The following is a 17,631-nucleotide window of genomic DNA, read 5'->3' on the forward strand; positions in this document are numbered from 1 at the left end:
GACGGGTATGCCCATATCGCCAATTGATCTCTACCGCGATGTCCTGCCTCAGACCGATTGCGGGGACTGTGGGTTCCCCACCTGCCTGAGCTTTGCAGCCAAAGTGGTTTCAGAGCAGCTTTCCCTGACCAGGTGTCCGCATCTGTCTCCGGAGACTGTTGCTGACTATGAAGACAGGCTGCAGGAGCAGTATGCCGAGCACAAATGGGTCAAGAGGGATACTGCCCAGGATGCCCTGCAGTGGGCCAAGGAGCGGTCAGCCCGTATATCCCTGCAGGACCTGCCCGGCCGTCTGGGCGGGGAGCTGGTGGCCGGGGAGGACGGACCGGCCGTGCGTTTGCCGTACATCGGCGGGGATGTACTGATAACCGAGCAGGGGATGCACAAGGCGGACGGGACGGAGCTTACCCTGTGGGAGCAGGTCCTGCTCTACAACCACTGGGCCCAGGGTGGAGAACGGGAGCCAAGCGGAAAGTGGCTCGGATTTCAGGAGCTGCCGAATACCGTCTCCAAGATCAAGACCATGCAGACCCAGGTCTATGGGCCTTTGGCCCAGTGCTGTGCAGGAAGAGGCGAGGAGCTGAAAAGAGCGGCCCGGGAGCTGGGCGGCGAGGACTGGACCGCTGAACTTGAATCGGGTGATGCCGCTGTCTTTTTGCCCGCCCTGCCCAGGATTCCGGTTCTGGTCATGTTCTGGGACCGGGACCAGGAAGAGGGCTTTGGGGCGGAGGTGAAATTTCTCTTTGACCAGACCGTGACCGAGCACCTGGATATAGAGTCCATTCTGTTCTTGAGCGAACAGATTCGGAAACTGCTGTGTGCCCATATCGGGCGGGAGAACACCAAAGGACACAAGGAAGGTACATGGGAGGCTGGATAGATCTGACCCATCCCCTTTACCAGGGCATGCCGGTCTGGCCGGGGGACACAACGGTGGGCATAACCGAGGTGATGACCGTGGAGACGGACGGGTGCTCCGCCCAGCGGGTGGATATGGGCAACCATGTGGGGACCCATGTCGATGCCCCGTCCCATTTTGTGCCTAAGGCCCGGGACGTGGACCAGCTCTCCTTGCAGGCCATGACCGGACCGGCCAGGCTGCTCTCCCTGCCCAGGGAGCAGGGCGGGGTGATCAGCAGAGACGATCTGCAGGCGGCACTCAGGCCGGGGGATGTGAGCCGGCGGATCATCCTGCGCACCGGCTGGGGGGACCGCTTTGCCACCCCGGAGTTTTACCACCGTTTTCCGGTGTTGACTGTTGAGGCCGCCGAGTATCTGGCCGGTCTGGACCTCTGGCTGCTGGGAATGGATACGCCTTCGCCCAGCCCGATTGACGATCCGGGCCAGAGGATCCACAAGGCGCTGCTCGGAGCCGGGGTGGTCCTGGTGGAGTCCATGGCTCATCTGGACAGCCTTCCGGCCGGGGAAATCGATGTCTGCGTCCTGCCCCTTCCCCTCCATCAGGCCAGCGGCGCCCCCTGCCGGGCCATAGGCAGATGCTGCGGATATTGATGATGGAGGGTTCTTCGATGTAGCTTGTGGCTTTTGGAGTTTGCCATCTGGAAACCATAACGTGAGGTGTGTATGATCTGGGCTATAGCCGACCGGAGGCCAGAGATCCATCCATCCTGCTTCATTGCGCCGGATGCGGCCCTTATCGGCTCCATTGTGCTGGAGCCGGACGCGAGCATCTGGTTCGGGACCATCCTGCGTGGGGACAACGACCTGATAACCATCTCCCAGGGGACGAATATCCAGGACGGGAGCGTGGTACACACGGATGAGGGAATCCCGGTGAGCATAGGGGCGGGTGTTACTGTGGGCCATAAGGCCGTCCTGCACGGGTGCCGGGTCGGGGAGAACTCCCTGATCGGGATCAATGCGGTTATCTTAAACAATGCCAGGGTCGGGGCCAACTGCATTGTCGGGGCAGGGGCACTGATCCCGGAAGGAAAAGAGATCCCGGACAACTCCGTGGTCTTCGGCACTCCGGGCAAGGTGGTCCGGGAGGTTTCCGAGCAGGAGACGGCCCGGATCACGGGCAGCGCCCAGCACTATATGGAAAAGGCCAGGATCTACGCCCAAAAGCTGCGGCTCCAGCAATCTGCGGATCCGGTGCGGCCGGATTGATATTGGCGGGAAGGAACGGAGGGAGCAATGTCCATACGAAAGGTGCTGATAATGAAGGTGCTAGCCATGGCGGCCAGCACCTACGGGGACAAATGGGCCAAGGCGGCAGGAAACAAGGCAGTGACCAGACTGAGCCGCATGGCTGCCGACCGGGGCTATCTGCGCACCACGTATACCCTGGAAACCCTGACCGCTGAGCTGCGGGAGATGCACCGGCGGGGCACTCTCAGCGCACAGGAATGGACCAAGGCCAAAAATCTATTGGCCCGGGCCTGGCAGAGACGCAAGAAGTCCGGGTAAGCAGGGAAAGAGGGTCAGCGGGCAGCGGACCCCGGACCCCTTCAGGAGCTTTTGGTGCTCAAGGCAGCCACGGCCTCTTCCTGTGTATTGAAGATATTGAAGATCCTGTTCATTCTGGTCAAGCGGAATAAGCTCATCACCGGCTCGTTCACTCCGCAGATGGCCAGGTCGCCGTCCTCACCAAGCCGCTTCAGGGCCGAGATGATGGCTCCCAGCCCGGAGCTGTCGATAAAATCCACCTTGGTCAGGTCCAGTACGATGCGCTTGTACCCGTTTTCGATCCTGCCTAGGATATTGTCCCGAAAGCTTCCAGCCGAGGATGCATCAATCTGATCGGCCAACACAAACGCGACCAGGACTCCGTTGTGTTCTACAAATTCAACATTCACGTCGAATACTCCCTTCACTGTTGGTTTGACATATTCCGGTAAACCGTCAGGGGCAAGTCCCCCCGGAACACGGGCGGGACGAGCGGTACCCTGCCGGGCAGAAGAGCGCATTGGGCTGCGCTTTGGACCTTCCTGGGAGCTGCCCCTATACACCACCGGCACTGGGCGGGACCGGATGCAGGTCCCAAATGTCGCGGGCATACTCCCGGATGGTCCGATCACTGGAGAACCGCCCGATCCTGGCGATATTCAAGATGGCCTTTTTCGTCCATTCCCTGGTGTGGGTATAGTCCGCGGCCAGGTGTTCCCTGGTCCGGATATAGGACTCGAAATCAGCCAGTTGAAAGTACTGATCGTTGCTGTCCATGAGATACGGGAGCAGCCAATGGAAAAGGCCGGGGTCCCGGGGACAGAATCGATCGGAGCTCAGGGCCTGCAAAACCCGGCGCAGCCTTGGGTTCTGTTCATAGACAGTATGCGGGTTGTAGCCTCCGGTGCGCTGGTATTCGGCAATTTCCGAGCTGGTCAGTCCGAAGATGTAGATATTCTCCTGCCCCACCTCTTCCTGGATTTCGATATTCGCCCCGTCCAGGGTGCCCAGGGTCAAGGCCCCGTTCAGAGCGAATTTCATGTTCCCTGTTCCTGAGGCCTCCTTGCCGGCGGTGGAGATCTGTTCACTGACGGTGGCGGCGGGAATGATCTTTTCGGCTATGGAAACCCGGTAGTCGGGAACAAACACCAGCTTGATCATGCCCTTGGCCCTGGGATCGGAATTTATGACCTGCCCAACGGAATTAATAAGCTTTATCAATCTCTTGGCAATAGTGTAGCCAGGGGCGGCCTTGCCGGCAAAGACACAGGTCTTGGGAAATGAGGGGAAGACGCCGTCCTCCACGATTTGCAGATACTCATGGATGATGGCCATGAGAAAGAGCAGCTGCCGCTTGTACTCATGGATCCGTTTGGCATGGATGTCGAACATAGCATCCGGGACTGCTTCCACCCAGGCAGTCTCTGAGATGAGCGCACACAGGCGCTGCTTGTTCCTGCGCTTGATATCCAGAAACTCGTCTTGAAAGCCGGTGTCAGTGCTCAAGGGCTCCAGGTCCTGAAGCCGGTCCAGGTCGGTGATCCACTTGGAGCCGATGGCCTGGGTGATCAGGTCCGCTAGAAGGGGATTGCTCTTGAGCAGCCATCTGCGCTGGGTAATGCCGTTCGTTTTGCTGGAGAAGCGCTCGGGCCAGAGCTCATAGAAATCAGAGACAACTGAGGACTTGAGCAGCTCGGTGTGCAGGACAGATACCCCGTTGGTGGCGTGGGAGCCGACGATGGCCAGATGGGCCATGCGCACCATGCGTTCCGGGGTCTCCTGGATCAGGGACATGCGGCTTTTGCGGTGCGGATTGCCCGGCCATTTCTTGTCCACCTCCTCCAGAAAGAAGGCGTTGATGTCGTAGATGATCTGCATGTGCCGGGGCAGGAGCTGCTCCAGGAGATCCACCGGCCAGGTCTCCAAGGCTTCGGGAAGCAAGGTGTGGTTGGTGTAGGCCAGGGTCTGTCTGGTCAGCTCAAAGGCCTGGGTCCAGTTGATGGCGTATTCATCCACCAGGATGCGCATCAGCTCGGCAACGGCCAGAGCCGGATGGGTGTCGTTGAGCTGGATGGCCACCTGGGCCGAGAAGACCTTGAAGTCCTGATACCGGACCAGGTAGCGGCGGACGATGTCCCGCAGAGAACAGGCCACCAGAAAGTATTCCTGGAGCAGGCGCAGCTCCTTGCCTTCCCGGAACGTGTCAGAGGGGTACAGGATCTTGGAGATCTTTTCCGACTCGATCTTCTGCTCCAGGGCCCGGAAGTAATCCCCGGCATTGAATATGGAGATGTCGAACTCAGTGGACGGCCGGGCCGCGAACAGACGCAGATAGTTCACCGACTGCCCGCCATAGCCGACTATGGGGATATCGTAGGGCACACCGACAATGACGTTCCAGTCCAGCCACATGGGGTGTTTTTGGCCGGTATGGTCGGTGAAGTCCTCCACGCGGCCATAGACCGGGATATAGCAGGCCTGGTCCGGGCGGGGGAGCTCCAGGGGGGTCCATTCGTCCAGCCAATGGTCCGGCTTCTCTTTCTGCCATCCGTTGTCAAAGATCTGTTTGAACAGGCCGAACTCGTAATGGATGCCGTAGCCGAATCCGGGCATGTGCAGACTGGCCAGGGAGTCGATGAAACAGGCGGCCAGACGGCCCAGCCCCCCGTTGCCCAGGCCGGCATCCACTTCCTGTTCCCGGACCTCTTCCAGGTCCACTCCCAGGGCGGTCAGGGCCTGGTGGCAGGCATCGAAAAGGCCCAGATTGATCATATTGTTGCCCAGGGAGCGGCCGATGAGGTATTCCATGGACAGGTAGTACAAGGATTTGGCATCGGCCTGGCGGTAGCGGTCCTCGGTCTCCAGCATCCGTTCCAGCATCCGGTCCCGCAAGGCGTAGCTCAGGGCCAGATAGTAGTCCCGGTCACTGCAGTCCGCAGGGCGCTTGCCCAGCGAAAGCCGGATGTGCCGGATAATATCGTTCTTCAGGCTGGGCGGATCGCATCCGAGTTCACGAAGCATAGGCGTATCTCAAGGTAAAGGTTGTCTGTAGGATAATCATATCTGTCTATCGTACCGGTCTCATCCTATTTGAGCAACCTGTTGATAATGTCCTTGTATTTCTGCTCTATGACGTGACGCTTCTTCTTGAAGGTGTTGGTCAGCTCCTCCCCAAGCTTGAAGTCCTGGCTGAGAAAGTGGATGGACTGCAGCTTCTCGTAGGACTTGAATCCGGTCCTGGTGTTGAGGAGCTTGTTGATCTCTTTTTTCACCCGCTCCAAAATCTGCCGGTCCTGCAGGATCTGCTCCGGATCAGGGTCGGGCTGATCCATCTTTTCGGCCACAAACTCGCGCATCTTTTCCACATCGGGAACAATCAGGGCCCCAAGCCCCTTCTTGTCCTGTCCGACCAGGACAGCGTCCTGGACAAAGGGGAAGCGGGTGATGGTGGCTTCAATATTGGTGGGATCGATGTTTTCCCCGCTGGAGAGGACAATGATTTCCTTGGCCCGGCCGGTAATGACCAGCTCTCCGGACAGGGTCCTGCGTCCCAGGTCGCCGCTGCGGAAGTACCCATCCGGTGTAAAGGCCTTGGCGTTGGCCTCGGGATTTTGGAAGTAGCCGCCGAAGACCTGCGGCCCCTTGATCTGGATCTCGCCCTCCCGGCCGGGGGGCACTTCCCGGTCGTTGTCGTCGGCGATCCGGATCTGGGTTAGAGGAAAGGGCGGGCCGATGGTCCCGAATACATGGCAGTCCAGTCCCCTGCCGGCGATGCCGGGTGAACACTCGGTCATCCCGTACGCGTTGACGATCCGGATCCCAACGGCGTCGATCCATTCGTCCAGATAGGCCGGCAGGCTCCCCCCGCCGCTGATGGCCAGGCGCAGGCGGCCGCCGAACTTTTCCTGGACCAGGGAAAGCTTTTTCCTGGCCACCAGATAGGGAAGGGCCAGAAGGACCATCTGTATTCCGGCCCAGCCCCGCCGTCCCAGGTCGGCCAACGGGTTGGGCCGGGAAAAGCGGGGGAGCTGTTTGCGGAGAATGCGCCTGTTGCGCCGAAATGCCGCAGCAATATTCACCAGATAGGAAAAGAGCCTGGCCTGACGCGGGCTGCTCTTCTTCAATGTGGAGTTGACCTTGGTGTACAGGGCTTCCCAGACCCGGGGCACGGTAGCCACCACCGTGGGTCTGTACGTAGCCAGGTCTGCGGCGAAGGTGCGGACCGAGGAGTAAACCAGGCAGCAGCCGTGGGCCAGGGCGATGTACTCTGCGGTGCGTTCAAAGATATGCCAGGATGGAAGAATGGACAGCCAGCGGTCATTACTGCTCACCGCGATGAGGGAAGGCAGGTGCACAACATTGTGCATGATATTGGCGTGGGTGAGCATGACCCCCTTGGGCAGTCCAGTGGTACCGGAGGTGTAGATTATGGTTACCAGATCGTTGGGCCGCAGGTCCCGCCCCTGGGACAGAACGGTTCGAACGTCGTGGGGGGAGATGTTGCGGTCGGACAGGATCTGGGAATAGGTCAGGATAGTGGGAGGCAGGAACTGTCTCTGGTCGTCGTCAATGACAAATATCCCCTTGAGGGCTCGAGAGGCGATCAGGTCTGCGTGCTGAACAGCCAAAGAGGAGGTCTCCACAATCAGGAAGTCGGCCTGGGAGTGATCCAGGATGTATTCGACTTCCTGGGCGGGGGTATCGCTTCCTCTGGGGATGCTCACCGCTCCCAGGGAGATGAGGGCCAGATCGGTGACCAGCCAGGAATAGCGGTTGTCGGAGAGCAGGAAGACCTTGCTGCCCTTAACCATATTGTAGTCCCGAAAGGCCTTGGCCAGCAAAAGCACATCGGCGAAGAGCTTTTCATAGCTGACGGTGAACTCCTCTCCTCCGGCCCGGTAGATGCATGCCGGCTGGGTCTTGTATTGCTTGTAGGAGAGGAGGAATGCGTCGTAAAGCGTGAGCTGGGCAGAGCTGTCGTCTGGCATGGAGGAGCTCGCTGTGTGAGGTTTGTGGAACAAGCGCAGGAAAGAGGCCTGCGGTCTGCTCTGGGCAATCAACGAGACTGGAATGTGCGTACGTGCCCAACGTGGGGTTGTCAATTGCCCGAACCCTGGATATCTTCGAGGCGCCGTATGCCTGCGGTTTTACCTGTCCGGCACAGCAGTGCACGGTACAGCTCTCGATGCACTTTCTATCATTCCAACGAAACTTCGTTTTTTTCATCATTCCCGCGCAAGCGGGAATCCAGGTATTTTGACGATAAAAAGAGCAATAAAGCTACACAAGCTTTCCACTAGATTGCCCGGGGAGTCAAATTACGATGTATTCCGAGATTTGGGCCGGGCAATGACGAAAACGGCATGTGGCTTATACCTTTCGTTGGAGTGCTGTAGGTGGACGGGGATTGGGCCTCAATTTGGAGAACACAATCTGGAGTAGACGGCATGAGTGAGGTACGCGTCAAGCGAAGCATCGATGAAATCAATGCCAAGATCCGCAAAGGCCGGGCGGTGGTGGTTACTGCCGACGAGATGGTGGACATCGTATCCGATCAGGGACCGAAAAAGGCCTATGAGCAGGTGGATGTGGTGACCACCGGGACCTTTGGGACCATGTGCTCCTCAGGGGCGTTTATCAACTTCGGGCACACCAAGCCCAAGATCAAGGCCTCCAAGACGTGGTTCAATCAGGTCGAGGCCTATGCCGGAATAGCTGCGGTGGACTGTTTTTTGGGAGCGGCCCAGGTCAAGGAAAACGACCCTCTGAATTTGGTCCACCCCGGGCGGTTCGCTTACGGCGGGGGGCATGTGATTGAGGATCTGATCGCCGGAAAAACGGTCGCCTTCCGGGCCACTGGATACGGAACGGACTGCTATCCGCTGACTGAATACGAGCAGGATATAACCATCAACGATCTGCGCAACGCTTTTTTGTACAACCCGCGCAATGCGTACCAGAACTACAACTGCGCAACCAACCTTTCGGACCGGACCATATACACGTACATGGGGATTTTGCGCCCGAACATGGGCAACGTGACCTATTCCACGGCCGGTCAGCTCAGCCCCATGCTGAACGATCCTTTCTACTGGACCATCGGGGTGGGGACCAAGATTTTTCTGGCTGGAGGCGTGGGAGCGGTCACCTGGCAGGGAACCCAGCACGATCCGGAAGCCAAGCGCACCCCAAACGGCGAGGTCAAGGAGGGGGCCGGGACCCTGGCTGTGACCGGGGACATGAAGCAGATGTCGGCTGAGTTCATCCGCGGGGCGTCACTGGCCGGCTACGGGTGTTCCCTGATGGTCGGGCTGGGGGTGCCCATTCCGATCATCAATGAAGAGATGGCCTATTTCACCGGGCTGAGCAACAAGGATATCTGGTACCAGGTGATCGATTACGGGATCGATTATCCGAACAATATCAGCCGATCAGTGGGCGAGGTGAGCTATGCCCAGCTGCAGTCCGGCGAGGTGGAACTGGAGGGGAAGAAGGTGCCCACAGCTCCAATGGCCAGCTACAGCATGGCCAGACGGATTGCCGGAGAACTCAAGGACTGGATCCAAAGAGACGGCTTTACCCTGGGCCAGGCCCAGCTGCCGTTGCCCTCGGTTGCCTTTGATCCGGAGATGTACCCCCAGGTGGGCAAGTAGTGCAGCCCGGCAGGGTGGTCCAATCAGCACAATGACCAGGCAGGCGGTTTTGTGAGCTGTGAGCCCCGCTTTTATCGCACCTTCAGTTCCAGTGAGCGCTGGGAAACCTACCGGGTACGGGTTGAGAGCACGGATCTGTATATTCGCACCCAGGGCAATCACGCCTTCTGGGTCCAGAAAAAAGTCTGTGAATTGCGGAAGGTGCTCACACAGCACATCCAGCGCCAGCCCCGGTTTCTGGAATCCCTGACCCCGGTGCCCGGGGTCCGCGGGATGCATCCCATGCTCACGGCCATGCACCGGGCCTCGGAGCTGGCCGGGACCGGACCAATGGCCGCGGTGGCCGGGGCCATTGCCCAGTGGGTGGGAAGCGGCCTGCAGAGGTGGTCCAGAGAGGTGATTGTGGAAAACGGGGGAGACATCTACCTCTGCCTGCAGGAGGCGGGGACGATGTCTCTGTATGCCGGGGGCTCGAGGCTGTCCGGAGCCATAGGCCTGACTGTGGAGCCTGCCCAGACCCCGGTCGCAGTATGCACCTCCTCCGGCACGGTCGGGCACTCCTACAGTCTGGGGCGGGCGGATGCGGCAACCATTGTTTCCCAGGACGCCTGCCTGGCCGATGCAGTGGCCACCGGGGCGGCCAATCTGGTTGGATCTGAGCAGGATCTGGAGAAGGCGCTCGCATACGCATTGAATATCCCCGGTGTGTTGGGGGCGGTTCTGATCCTGGGCGATAATCTGGCTGTTCAAGGAGATGTGCAGCTGGTAAGGACCTGAGACGGCAAACTTTTATGTATGCAATTCCACTTTCTGGGTCGAAGAGCCGAAATACAAGATACGCACTGAGAGACGAGAGGAAAATCATGAGTTCGCAGACTGTTTCCAAAAATGTTCTTCTGATCTTCAAGAAAGAGGTCATGTACAATCCGGTCATATCCCGGACCATCAAGCGCTACGATATCCTGTTCAATATCCTGGAGGCCAAGATCCTGCCCAAACAGGAGGGGCGGCTCATTCTGCAGCTGGAAGGCGAGCTGGATCTGCTGGACCAGGCCGTGGCCTATATGGAGTCCGAGGGGGTCAAGGTGGAGGTCCTGAGTGAACGAGTCAGGCGGGACGAGGACAGATGCGTGCATTGCGGGGCCTGCACTGCGGTCTGCAAGACCGGGGCCTTGTACATGGACCGGAGCACAATGCAGGTTCTGTTCGATCCCGAGCTGTGCGTTGTCTGCGGTCAGTGCCAGCTGGCCTGTCCGGTCAAAGCCGTTCAGGTGGCAGGCATTGACATAGATGTTCCTGCGGCCTGACCGTGCTGGGTCCAAATGCCACGAGCAGCCGGATCAGGCGCTGCAAAGGGAATGGAATACGTGAGAGGAGACGAGAATGATGGAAAACGAGCTGTCGCTGCAGGATCAGCTTCCTGAAGGCCATCCGGCCAGAGTGTGCTTCGGCTGCGGAGCGGATAACACTTCCGGCTTGCAGATCAAGAGCTATGTGCAGGGCGATGCGGTTGTGTGCAGATTTCGCCCCCAAGCACATCACACTGCGTTTCCCGGAGTCCTGAACGGAGGCATAGCGGCCACCCTTTTGGATTGCCATGGGATATGGACCGCAGTCGGCGTGTACAATACCCGCTATCTGGACCCCGGGGTGGAGACCCCGGAAACGATGTTCGTGACTCGAAAAATGACTGTGGAGTATGTGCGGCCGACTCCCATGGATATGGAGCTCATGCTTCAAGGCCGGGTGGTCACGGAGGGAAAGAAATCGATGCAGGTGGAGGTGGAGCTGTGGGCCGGCGGGGAGATGACCGCCAAGGCCGATGTCCTGGCGGTGAGGGCCAGCTGAGCTTTTCGGCACTTGGACCCTGAGATCGGAACAAGGTCGACAAGAGCTGTTTGCCCCTGGGATTCCAACTCCTTGACAGGGACACAATCTTTCTGCATAAAGGTACAATCCGTGCAAGGTTTGGAGAGTGTGCTTGGAGAATCTGATCCAGGAGGGGCTGTGTATGCTGATGCCGGAGAAAAATGCTCAGGAAAGGATTTGCCCGATCATGTCCTCAGGTACAGAGACCGTGCAGTGCAAGGGCAGCAAATGCATGGCCTGGCGGCACAACGAAAAGCACAAGTATCCCCAAGAGCAGACCGGGTATTGCGGCCTGGCCGGGCGACCGGAGCCGAACCCTAAAGAAGGCGAGCCGTGGTGGTGATCAGCCGCAGTGCATAGTTTGGCCTTTGTCCGCCCTTTCCCCGGGGAAAGGGCGGACAAAGGCCAGACCGATTCTGCAGGGGCAGACCTTGAGTGCGGGCCTTAGCGGCCACATACTGCAGAACAGAACTCCCGGACCCCGATGCGATCCATCATCTTGCCCATCCGCTCATTCTTCTTGGCATTGTCCTTGAAATATTGGACGATTGTGTCCACCAGGGCCAGGGCCTGGTCAGTATCCAGGTCTTCAGCCACAACATCCGCCAGCCGTGGCTTGCCCGCGCCTGAGCCCCCGGCCATCACTGTCCATCCCTTCTTCTTGCCCACCAGGGCGATATCCTTGATGCACGTTTCGGCACACTGATTCGGGCATCCGCTGACCCCGATCTTCATTTTTCCGGGCAGCTCCATACCGTGGTAGCGTTCATCCAGCTGCATGCCCAGCCCCAGGCTGTCCTGCTGACCCAGGCGGCAAAAGGTAGTTCCCGGGCAGGCCTTGACGCTGCGCACGCATACACCGACAGCAGCCCCCGGGGGCAATCCCAGCTCCTGCCAGGCATTGTCCACATCCTCTTCCTTGAGCCCGACCAGGGCTATTCTGGCCGCGCTGGTTATCTTCATTGCCGCGCAGCCGTATTTTTCAGCCACGTCGGCCAGCTTGCGCAAGGTCTCGGGCTTGACCACCCCGCAAGGAATATGGGGGGCAATGGCGTAGGTTTCCTTGTCCCGCTGCAGAATGGCACCTTTTTCTCCGTCTTTGAGCATAGGGGCAAACCTCCATGAATAGAAATTATAATGCATATCACTCTACGTGGTTCATAGCAGAGCAGCTGGGGAAAGTAAATCCGGAGCCGGCTCAGGGCATCCGGGAGATCAGCTCCCGGGCATTGTCCACTGCCGCTCCTGACCCGGTGTTGTCGAAGTAGACGTGCACTGTACGTCCGTGGGCCGCCCATGCGCTGATGGAGTCGGCCCAGGACTGCAGCTCCTGGGAGGTGTACGCAGACTGATAGGTTTCCCGGTTTCCGTGCAGGCGGATGTAGACGAGCTTGGAGGTCACTGCATCCCACCTGGGCCAATCTGCGGCATCGGAGATGCAGACACCCACATTATGAGCTGAAAGGCAGTCTGCCGTTTCCTGATCGAACCAGGAGGTATGCCGAAACTCAACGGCATGCAAGACCCAGGGCCAGTGGTGTAAGGCCAGGACAAAGGCCTGGAGCCGGTCCATGTTCTTGTGCAATCCGGCTGGAAGCTGCCAGCACATAGCCTGCAGTCTGCCCCGCATGGGCTGGAGATTCTGCTTTTGTTTGTCCACCGCTGGTTTAGGGTCTTTCAGCCGTTTGGTGTGGGTGGTGTACCTGCTGCCTTTGGCGGTAAACATGAAGCCTTTCGGGGTGCGCTCGATCCATTGCTGCATGGTCTTGGCCTGGAGCAGGCGATAAAAGGTGGCGTTTATTTCCACGGTCTGAAAAGTGGATGCGTACTGTTCCAGCCAGCGCTTCTGGGGGACACCCTGGTAGAACGAATCTTTCCATTCCTTGTAGTTCCAGCCGCTTGTGCCGATAAAAATTTTGTTCATGGCCGGACTCCTGCACAGGACAAGGCTTATGCTTGGACCAGGCGGATACAGGTTCAGATTTCAATACACGAACCACATGCCTGCCAAGGTGCAGGCACGCTTGCGCTAACGAGGCATACAAACGATTTCGATACCGATTGGGAGTGGTTATCCAATCAGATCCTGATAATCATTAACTAATAACTCATACTGTGTCGAGGAACCAAAAAAGATACACGAGACCATTTGCCTGGAGGAGCGTCATTCTGCAGCAAAGAGGAGCCGAGAGTATTGCCTCGGACCGAGAGCCTTCGTATCATTCCACCAGTCGGGGGTGAAACCGGGGTGATCATTCTCCCACCCGGTCAAGTACAGATCCACCACCAGCCCACTTTCCTGCACAAGAGGATGAGCACACTATGAAAACACTGTGGGCCCTGCTGGCCAACTTTCGTCTTCCAGATCTTTTGGACGTCCTGTTCCTGTCGGTCATTGTCTATCATCTGGCTGTCTGGTTTCAGAGCACAAAGGCCTTCCGGGCCTTGATCGGCCTTTTGCTCCTGGGAGTGGTCTACACTGCCGCCCGAGCCGGAGGTCTTTTTTTGACCACCTGGGTGTTTCAGATCTTCTGGCAGGTTTTGATCATCCTGCTCATTGTGGTCTTTCAATCCGAGATCCGGCAGGTTCTGGAGCGGGTGAACCCTCTGCAGGCCATGGGCCTGCGCCGCCTTCCGCAATCCCGGGCCTGGATTCAGGAGTGCGTCCAGGCCGCTTTTAGAATGGCGGAGCAGAGGGTGGGCGCCTTGATCATTATTGAGAATATGGAACGGGTGGATACCTGGATAACAGGAGGGCAGGAGCTGGCAAGCGAGCCGGGAGCTGAAGTCCTGAACATGATTTTTCAGCACACCTCGCCGCTTCACGACGGCGCGGTCCTGATCCGCAACGGACGGATTACCCGGGCCGGAAGCTTTCTGCCTTTAAGCACCCAGAGTGAACTGCCCAAGGAGTGGGGGACCAGGCATCGGGCGGCCATGGGCTTGAGCGAACGCTGTGATGCCTGGGTGCTGGTTGTTTCCGAGGAACGAGGCGAGGTGTCTGTGGCCCGGGCCGGCCACATGCAGCGAATGGACAGTGAAAAGGATCTGGAAGCTGTTTTGGAGGAGGCTGCCGGATATCCGAAAGAAGGGGACACCAAGCGTCTGGGGCGTTTGCTGCTGGGGGTGACCCGCCGCTGGCACCTGAAGCTGCTCACGGTTTTGGGCGTGGGATTGGTCTGGCTTCTTTTGGCCGGGCAGCAGGATTTTGAACGCACCTTCGCAGTTCCGGTTCGAATACAAGATGTGCCCAGGACACTACAGATCGTTGATCCAGCGAGTCCCCAGGTCCAGGTGACAGTGCGCGGGATGCGCAAGGAGGCCAGCACATTGACGGAAAAGAATGTCTGGGTGGAAACCAGCCTGCGCCAGGCGGCGGCGGGAAGGAGGACGGTCTTTCTTTCCCGGGACTCGGTGCACCTGCCGAACAACCGGGTGCGGGTGGTCCGGGTCTCGCCCAATGTCCTGCAGCTGACTGTGGAGGAAACAGAGCCGGAAGAGGGCGAGCAGGCAGATGAAGATGGTTCTTCGACCTAGCCTGTGGGTTTTTGGAGTTTGCCATCTCTTCTGCGTGCCCACTTTCGGCCCGGTATTTTCTAAGCCCCGCCAAAGGGGAATCCCTGCCCCCTCCCGGCTGCTTATGTGCAGGTCACTGCTTTGTGGGTCGAAGAGCCTTTTCTTTCTTCGGTTTCGTAATCGAAATCGGGATCGATATCCATAAACCAAGGGTTCCTGCTGCACCGAATGACAGATTCTTCCGATTTCGATAGCGATCCAGATTTCGATTTGGATTATCCCAATTTCTGGGTCAAGAGCCATGAAAATACCCAGTGAGAGAGGAACAAAAGCCCGGAGGCCGGCAGGTGTTGCTGCGAACGAGGCGCCGGGTGGTGTGTCCCGGAGGTAAACGGCGCGGGGCATTTGTCCCTCGCTTGTGGGGTTACTCCTCCCGCAGGAGCAAAGCCACGGGGAAAGGCTGGAGCAGGCCTCGGACAGCCTGATCTCCGCCCTGGATCCGGGTGTTGGTCAGAAGGTCACGCCAGCCGCCTTGGGGCAGGGATATGGTGGTGTCCTCCCACCTGCCGTTGAAGGTGAGGGGAAGCCGGGTGAGCAGGCTGACCACATGTTCGCCCCGGGCAAAGGCCAGGGCGTGTTCGGCCTTTTCCCCTGAGATCCGGAGAGGGGCATAGCTCCCGGCCGGACCGAAGGCTTCCGGCAGCCGGCGCCGAAGGGAAAGGCCCTGGCGGGTCAGCCACAGCTTAGGCAGGCCCTCGTCCGTCCGGTCCATGATCTCCCGGGCCGTGAGGCGTTCGATCTGGGCCAGAAGGTCGCGGCGGGTGGAGTACGTAACAGGACGGCGGTTGTCCGGATCCACCAGGCTGAAGTCCCAGAGCTCGGTGCCCTGGTACAGGTCCGGCACTCCGGGGCAGGTCAGCTTGAGGAGGGTTTGGGCCAGGCTGTTCACATATCCCGGGTAGGCAATGTCCTGGACCAATGCCTCCAGCTCAGCCACAAAGCCCGCATCCTGGTACAGGCTGCTGACAAAGCTGTGCAGGGCCTCTTCGTACTCCGCATTGACCCGGGTCCAGGAGGTGTGGGTCTTGGCTTCCCTGGCCGCCTTTTCCGCATATCCGTGCATCCGCTCCTGGTCCAGGGGCCAGGCCCCGGCCAGGGTCTGGTACAGGAGGTACTCCATATTGTTTTCGGGCCAGTCCTGGGTCTTATAGCTCCGGTGCCGCTGCACCCAGGTCTGTACCTGCTCGGCCCAGGCTGCGGGCATCTCGGAGAGCACGGCCAGTCTGGCCCGGACATCCTCGCTGCGCTTCGTGTCGTGGGTGGAGGTGGCGGACATGGCCAGGGGGGTGTTCTGCAGGCGCTCCTGCATGGCCTGATGAAACGTGGACGGGGGCAGGCCCAGGCTGCCCGGGTCGCCGCCCACCTCGTTAACGGCTGCAAAGCGGTTGTAGCAGTAGAAGGCGGTATCCTCCGCTCCCTTGGCCATGGCCGGAGCAGTGAGCTGCTGGAGGCGCATGACGAACTCAGATTCCTGCTCCCCGGTCTTGTCCAGGAGCACAATCTTGCGGATCAGCTGCACAAGCTCCGGGTCCGCCTCCGGCAGTGCCGTCTGGACCCGCTCCAAAACACCCTGGATGATCTCCCGGTCTTCGGGGTCTACCTGTCCACCTTCGGCCCGGACATAGGTCCGATAGACCGGGGTCTGGACCGCAATCTCAACGATCACCGCCTCCAGCTCCGGAAGGGTGAAGTCCCGATAGCGGCGGTCCTTGATGCAGATGGAGCGCAGGACGTCGCACAGCCGGTGCACGTCGCTGCCGAAGAGCTCCTGGATCACCATCCGTTTCTTGACCTCAAGGACCTGGTGATACCCGGCATCAGAGCCGGTCAGGTCTGTATACAGATCGGTCAAGGCCGGTTCGGCCTTGGGGTCTATGAGCAGATGCAGGACCGTATTTAAAAATTCGTATCCGGTGGTGCCCTGCACAGGCCACGAGGAGCGCAGCCGTTCCCCGGGATGCAGGATCTTTTCAGCCAGGATCCAGACCTCGGGGCTGTAGTTCCGCAGGCGGCGAAAGTACTGCTCCGGATCCAGTAGCCCGTCCGGATGATCGATGCGCAGTCCGTCGATCCAACCCTGATTCAGCCAGCGGTGGACCAAAAAGTGAGTGTCGGAGAAGACCTCCTCGTCCTCCACCCGGAGCCCGACCAGGGTGTTGATGTCAAAGAAACGGCGGTATCCGATGTCCCGTCCGGCCAGGCGCCAAAAGCACAGGCGGTAGTTCTGCTGTTCAAGGAGCTGGTCCAGGGATTCCGGGTCGTTGTTTATTTCGGCCAGCACCGCGTCCATGGTCTCTGGGGCCTTGGGTGTTGCCTCCAGAAAGTTTTGCAGGTATCGAAAGATGACCCCTTTGTTCCGGTGCCTGCGCTTGCGGGTCTTGCGGTCCTTGACCGTGGGGAGGGGGAGATTGTGCAGGCAGTCAACCAGGAAGGCCAGCTCATCGGAACCCAGGCGCTGGGCCGTCCTTTGCAGGATGTGGACCAGGGAGCGGGGAGCGAGGGGGAGCTCGTGTTCAAAGTAGCAGGCCAGAAAGAGATGCTCCCGGCGCTGGATCTGCAGCTCTCCCTGGTCCAGGACCCGGCCGTAGTGATCGCCGAGCACGGGCAACAGGATCCGGTTGGCAGGGGAGGCCTCAGAGGCTTCCCAGTCCACGTCGAAATGGGAGGCGAATCTGCTGGCCGGACCGTTTTCCAGCACGTCCCACCACCAGCGGTTCAAGGAGCTGTTAATGGACATATGATTGGGGACCAGGTCCAGAACAATGCCCATTTCCCTGGCCTGCAGGGCCTGAATCATCTCCTGGAAGCCGTGGTGTCCGCCCAGGTCTTCGTTGGGCCGCACCGGATCGACCACATCGTAGCCGTGGGTGCTCCCGGGCACGGCCTGAAACACAGGCGACGCATACAGGTGGCTGGCTCCGAGGCTGTGCAGATAGGAGCTCAACTCAGCGGCGTGGGCAAAGGTGAAGGCAGGGGTGAATTGCAGTCGATACGTGGCGGTGATGGGCTTGGGCATACACAACCTTCTTGTTCCCGGCCGTACAATGGTCAACGCTCAGGATCACTGCTGCGAAGAATGAGCGGCCGGTGCATCTGTTTTTTGGGAATTTCTTTCTTCGGGTTC

At 59.2% G+C, this 17,631-nt stretch carries 16 protein-coding genes; 10 read left to right on the forward strand and 6 right to left on the reverse strand.

Annotated features, from left to right (window positions below; translation table 11 throughout):
- Positions 1 to 7: 7 nt before the first annotated feature.
- From N902_RS17215 to N902_RS0109340, 4 genes are all read left to right on the forward strand, one after another.
- Entirely contained in the window at positions 8 to 880 is an 873-nt protein-coding gene (locus N902_RS17215; protein WP_051564476.1) for a DUF3786 domain-containing protein, read from the forward strand.
- Positions 865 to 1,512, forward strand: a complete 648-nt coding sequence (locus tag N902_RS0109330) for a cyclase family protein (protein WP_027370725.1) — start codon at positions 865 to 867, stop codon at positions 1,510 to 1,512. The genes N902_RS17215 and N902_RS0109330 overlap by 16 nt, the downstream gene beginning before the upstream one ends.
- Before the next feature lie 72 nt (positions 1,513 to 1,584).
- Positions 1,585 to 2,130 (forward strand): gamma carbonic anhydrase family protein, encoded by a 546-nt coding sequence (locus N902_RS0109335; RefSeq protein WP_027370726.1) that lies wholly within the window; start codon positions 1,585 to 1,587, stop codon positions 2,128 to 2,130.
- A 27-nt stretch (positions 2,131 to 2,157) separates the two neighbouring features.
- Complete coding sequence (locus N902_RS0109340) at positions 2,158 to 2,430, forward strand: hypothetical protein (protein WP_027370727.1); 273 nt, start codon at positions 2,158 to 2,160, stop codon at positions 2,428 to 2,430.
- A gap of 41 nt (positions 2,431 to 2,471) precedes the next feature.
- Here N902_RS0109340 and N902_RS0109345 read toward each other — a convergent pair whose 3' ends face one another.
- The 3 genes from N902_RS0109345 to N902_RS0109355 form a co-directional block, all read right to left on the reverse strand.
- Positions 2,472 to 2,819, reverse strand: coding sequence for an STAS domain-containing protein (locus N902_RS0109345; RefSeq protein ID WP_027370728.1), 348 nt, complete (start codon positions 2,817 to 2,819; stop codon positions 2,472 to 2,474).
- A gap of 145 nt (positions 2,820 to 2,964) precedes the next feature.
- A complete protein-coding gene (locus tag N902_RS0109350) occupies positions 2,965 to 5,430 on the reverse strand; it encodes a glycogen/starch/alpha-glucan phosphorylase (protein ID WP_027370729.1) in 2,466 nt (821 codons plus the stop codon).
- Positions 5,431 to 5,495: 65 nt separating this feature from the next.
- A complete protein-coding gene (locus N902_RS0109355) occupies positions 5,496 to 7,397 on the reverse strand; it encodes an AMP-dependent synthetase/ligase (protein ID WP_027370730.1) in 1,902 nt (633 codons plus the stop codon).
- A gap of 459 nt (positions 7,398 to 7,856) precedes the next feature.
- On the opposite strand from N902_RS0109355, the gene N902_RS17220 reads away from it, so the two are divergent.
- The 5 genes from N902_RS17220 to N902_RS0109380 all read left to right on the forward strand — a co-directional run bounded on the left by N902_RS17220 (position 7,857) and on the right by N902_RS0109380 (position 11,274).
- Positions 7,857 to 9,062 (forward strand): homocysteine biosynthesis protein, encoded by a 1,206-nt coding sequence (locus N902_RS17220; protein ID WP_034622401.1) that lies wholly within the window; start codon positions 7,857 to 7,859, stop codon positions 9,060 to 9,062.
- A gap of 51 nt (positions 9,063 to 9,113) precedes the next feature.
- Entirely contained in the window at positions 9,114 to 9,839 is a 726-nt protein-coding gene (locus tag N902_RS17225) for a UPF0280 family protein (protein WP_051564477.1), read from the forward strand.
- Between the two features lie 86 nt (positions 9,840 to 9,925).
- Positions 9,926 to 10,369, forward strand: a complete 444-nt coding sequence (locus tag N902_RS0109370; protein WP_027370731.1) for an NIL domain-containing protein — start codon at positions 9,926 to 9,928, stop codon at positions 10,367 to 10,369.
- A 76-nt stretch (positions 10,370 to 10,445) separates the two neighbouring features.
- Positions 10,446 to 10,910 carry a PaaI family thioesterase gene (locus N902_RS0109375; protein ID WP_084288128.1) on the forward strand — a complete coding sequence of 155 codons (465 nt, stop codon included), beginning with the start codon at positions 10,446 to 10,448 and terminating at the stop codon, positions 10,908 to 10,910.
- A 163-nt stretch (positions 10,911 to 11,073) separates the two neighbouring features.
- Positions 11,074 to 11,274, forward strand: a complete 201-nt coding sequence (locus N902_RS0109380; protein ID WP_027370733.1) for a hypothetical protein — start codon at positions 11,074 to 11,076, stop codon at positions 11,272 to 11,274.
- Positions 11,275 to 11,375: 101 nt separating this feature from the next.
- On the opposite strand, the gene N902_RS0109385 is transcribed toward N902_RS0109380, so the two are convergent.
- The gene (locus N902_RS0109385) at positions 11,376 to 12,038 is read right to left on the reverse strand and encodes a nitrite/sulfite reductase domain-containing protein (RefSeq protein ID WP_027370734.1); all 663 of its coding nucleotides are present in this window, start codon (positions 12,036 to 12,038) and stop codon (positions 11,376 to 11,378) included.
- A 91-nt stretch (positions 12,039 to 12,129) separates the two neighbouring features.
- Positions 12,130 to 12,855, reverse strand: a complete 726-nt coding sequence (locus N902_RS0109390; protein ID WP_027370735.1) for a DUF72 domain-containing protein — start codon at positions 12,853 to 12,855, stop codon at positions 12,130 to 12,132.
- A gap of 398 nt (positions 12,856 to 13,253) precedes the next feature.
- Between N902_RS0109390 and cdaA the strand changes: the two genes are divergently transcribed.
- On the forward strand, positions 13,254 to 14,468 hold the full coding sequence (gene cdaA, locus N902_RS0109395; protein ID WP_027370736.1) for a diadenylate cyclase CdaA: 1,215 nt from the start codon (positions 13,254 to 13,256) through the stop codon (positions 14,466 to 14,468).
- 403 nt (positions 14,469 to 14,871) lie between these two features.
- On the opposite strand, the gene treY is transcribed toward cdaA, so the two are convergent.
- The gene (gene treY, locus N902_RS0109400; RefSeq protein WP_027370737.1) at positions 14,872 to 17,523 is read right to left on the reverse strand and encodes a malto-oligosyltrehalose synthase; all 2,652 of its coding nucleotides are present in this window, start codon (positions 17,521 to 17,523) and stop codon (positions 14,872 to 14,874) included.
- Positions 17,524 to 17,631: the final 108 nt, after the last annotated feature.

This window comes from Desulfovermiculus halophilus DSM 18834, from assembly GCF_000620765.1.
Taxonomy (GTDB): Bacteria; Desulfobacterota; Desulfovibrionia; order Desulfovibrionales; family Desulfothermaceae; genus Desulfovermiculus; species Desulfovermiculus halophilus.

What these genes read in the sequence shown, in the direction of transcription:
- N902_RS0109380 (WP_027370733.1), top strand. Translation starts at nt 11,074, where the DNA reads ATGCTGATGCCGGAGAAAAATGCTCAGGAAAGGATTTGCCCGATCATG.
- N902_RS0109350 (WP_027370729.1), bottom strand. Translation starts at nt 5,430, where the DNA reads ATGCTTCGTGAACTCGGATGCGATCCGCCCAGCCTGAAGAACGATATT.
- N902_RS0109390 (WP_027370735.1), bottom strand. Translation starts at nt 12,855, where the DNA reads ATGAACAAAATTTTTATCGGCACAAGCGGCTGGAACTACAAGGAATGG.
- N902_RS0109375 (WP_084288128.1), top strand. Translation starts at nt 10,446, where the DNA reads ATGATGGAAAACGAGCTGTCGCTGCAGGATCAGCTTCCTGAAGGCCAT.
- N902_RS0109355 (WP_027370730.1), bottom strand. Translation starts at nt 7,397, where the DNA reads ATGCCAGACGACAGCTCTGCCCAGCTCACGCTTTACGACGCATTCCTC.
- N902_RS0109385 (WP_027370734.1), bottom strand. Translation starts at nt 12,038, where the DNA reads ATGCTCAAAGACGGAGAAAAAGGTGCCATTCTGCAGCGGGACAAGGAA.
- N902_RS0109340 (WP_027370727.1), top strand. Translation starts at nt 2,158, where the DNA reads ATGTCCATACGAAAGGTGCTGATAATGAAGGTGCTAGCCATGGCGGCC.
- cdaA (WP_027370736.1), top strand. Translation starts at nt 13,254, where the DNA reads ATGAAAACACTGTGGGCCCTGCTGGCCAACTTTCGTCTTCCAGATCTT.
- treY (WP_027370737.1), bottom strand. Translation starts at nt 17,523, where the DNA reads ATGCCCAAGCCCATCACCGCCACGTATCGACTGCAATTCACCCCTGCC.
- N902_RS17220 (WP_034622401.1), top strand. Translation starts at nt 7,857, where the DNA reads ATGAGTGAGGTACGCGTCAAGCGAAGCATCGATGAAATCAATGCCAAG.
- N902_RS17215 (WP_051564476.1), top strand. Translation starts at nt 8, where the DNA reads ATGCCCATATCGCCAATTGATCTCTACCGCGATGTCCTGCCTCAGACC.
- N902_RS0109330 (WP_027370725.1), top strand. Translation starts at nt 865, where the DNA reads ATGGGAGGCTGGATAGATCTGACCCATCCCCTTTACCAGGGCATGCCG.
- N902_RS0109335 (WP_027370726.1), top strand. Translation starts at nt 1,585, where the DNA reads ATGATCTGGGCTATAGCCGACCGGAGGCCAGAGATCCATCCATCCTGC.
- N902_RS0109370 (WP_027370731.1), top strand. Translation starts at nt 9,926, where the DNA reads ATGAGTTCGCAGACTGTTTCCAAAAATGTTCTTCTGATCTTCAAGAAA.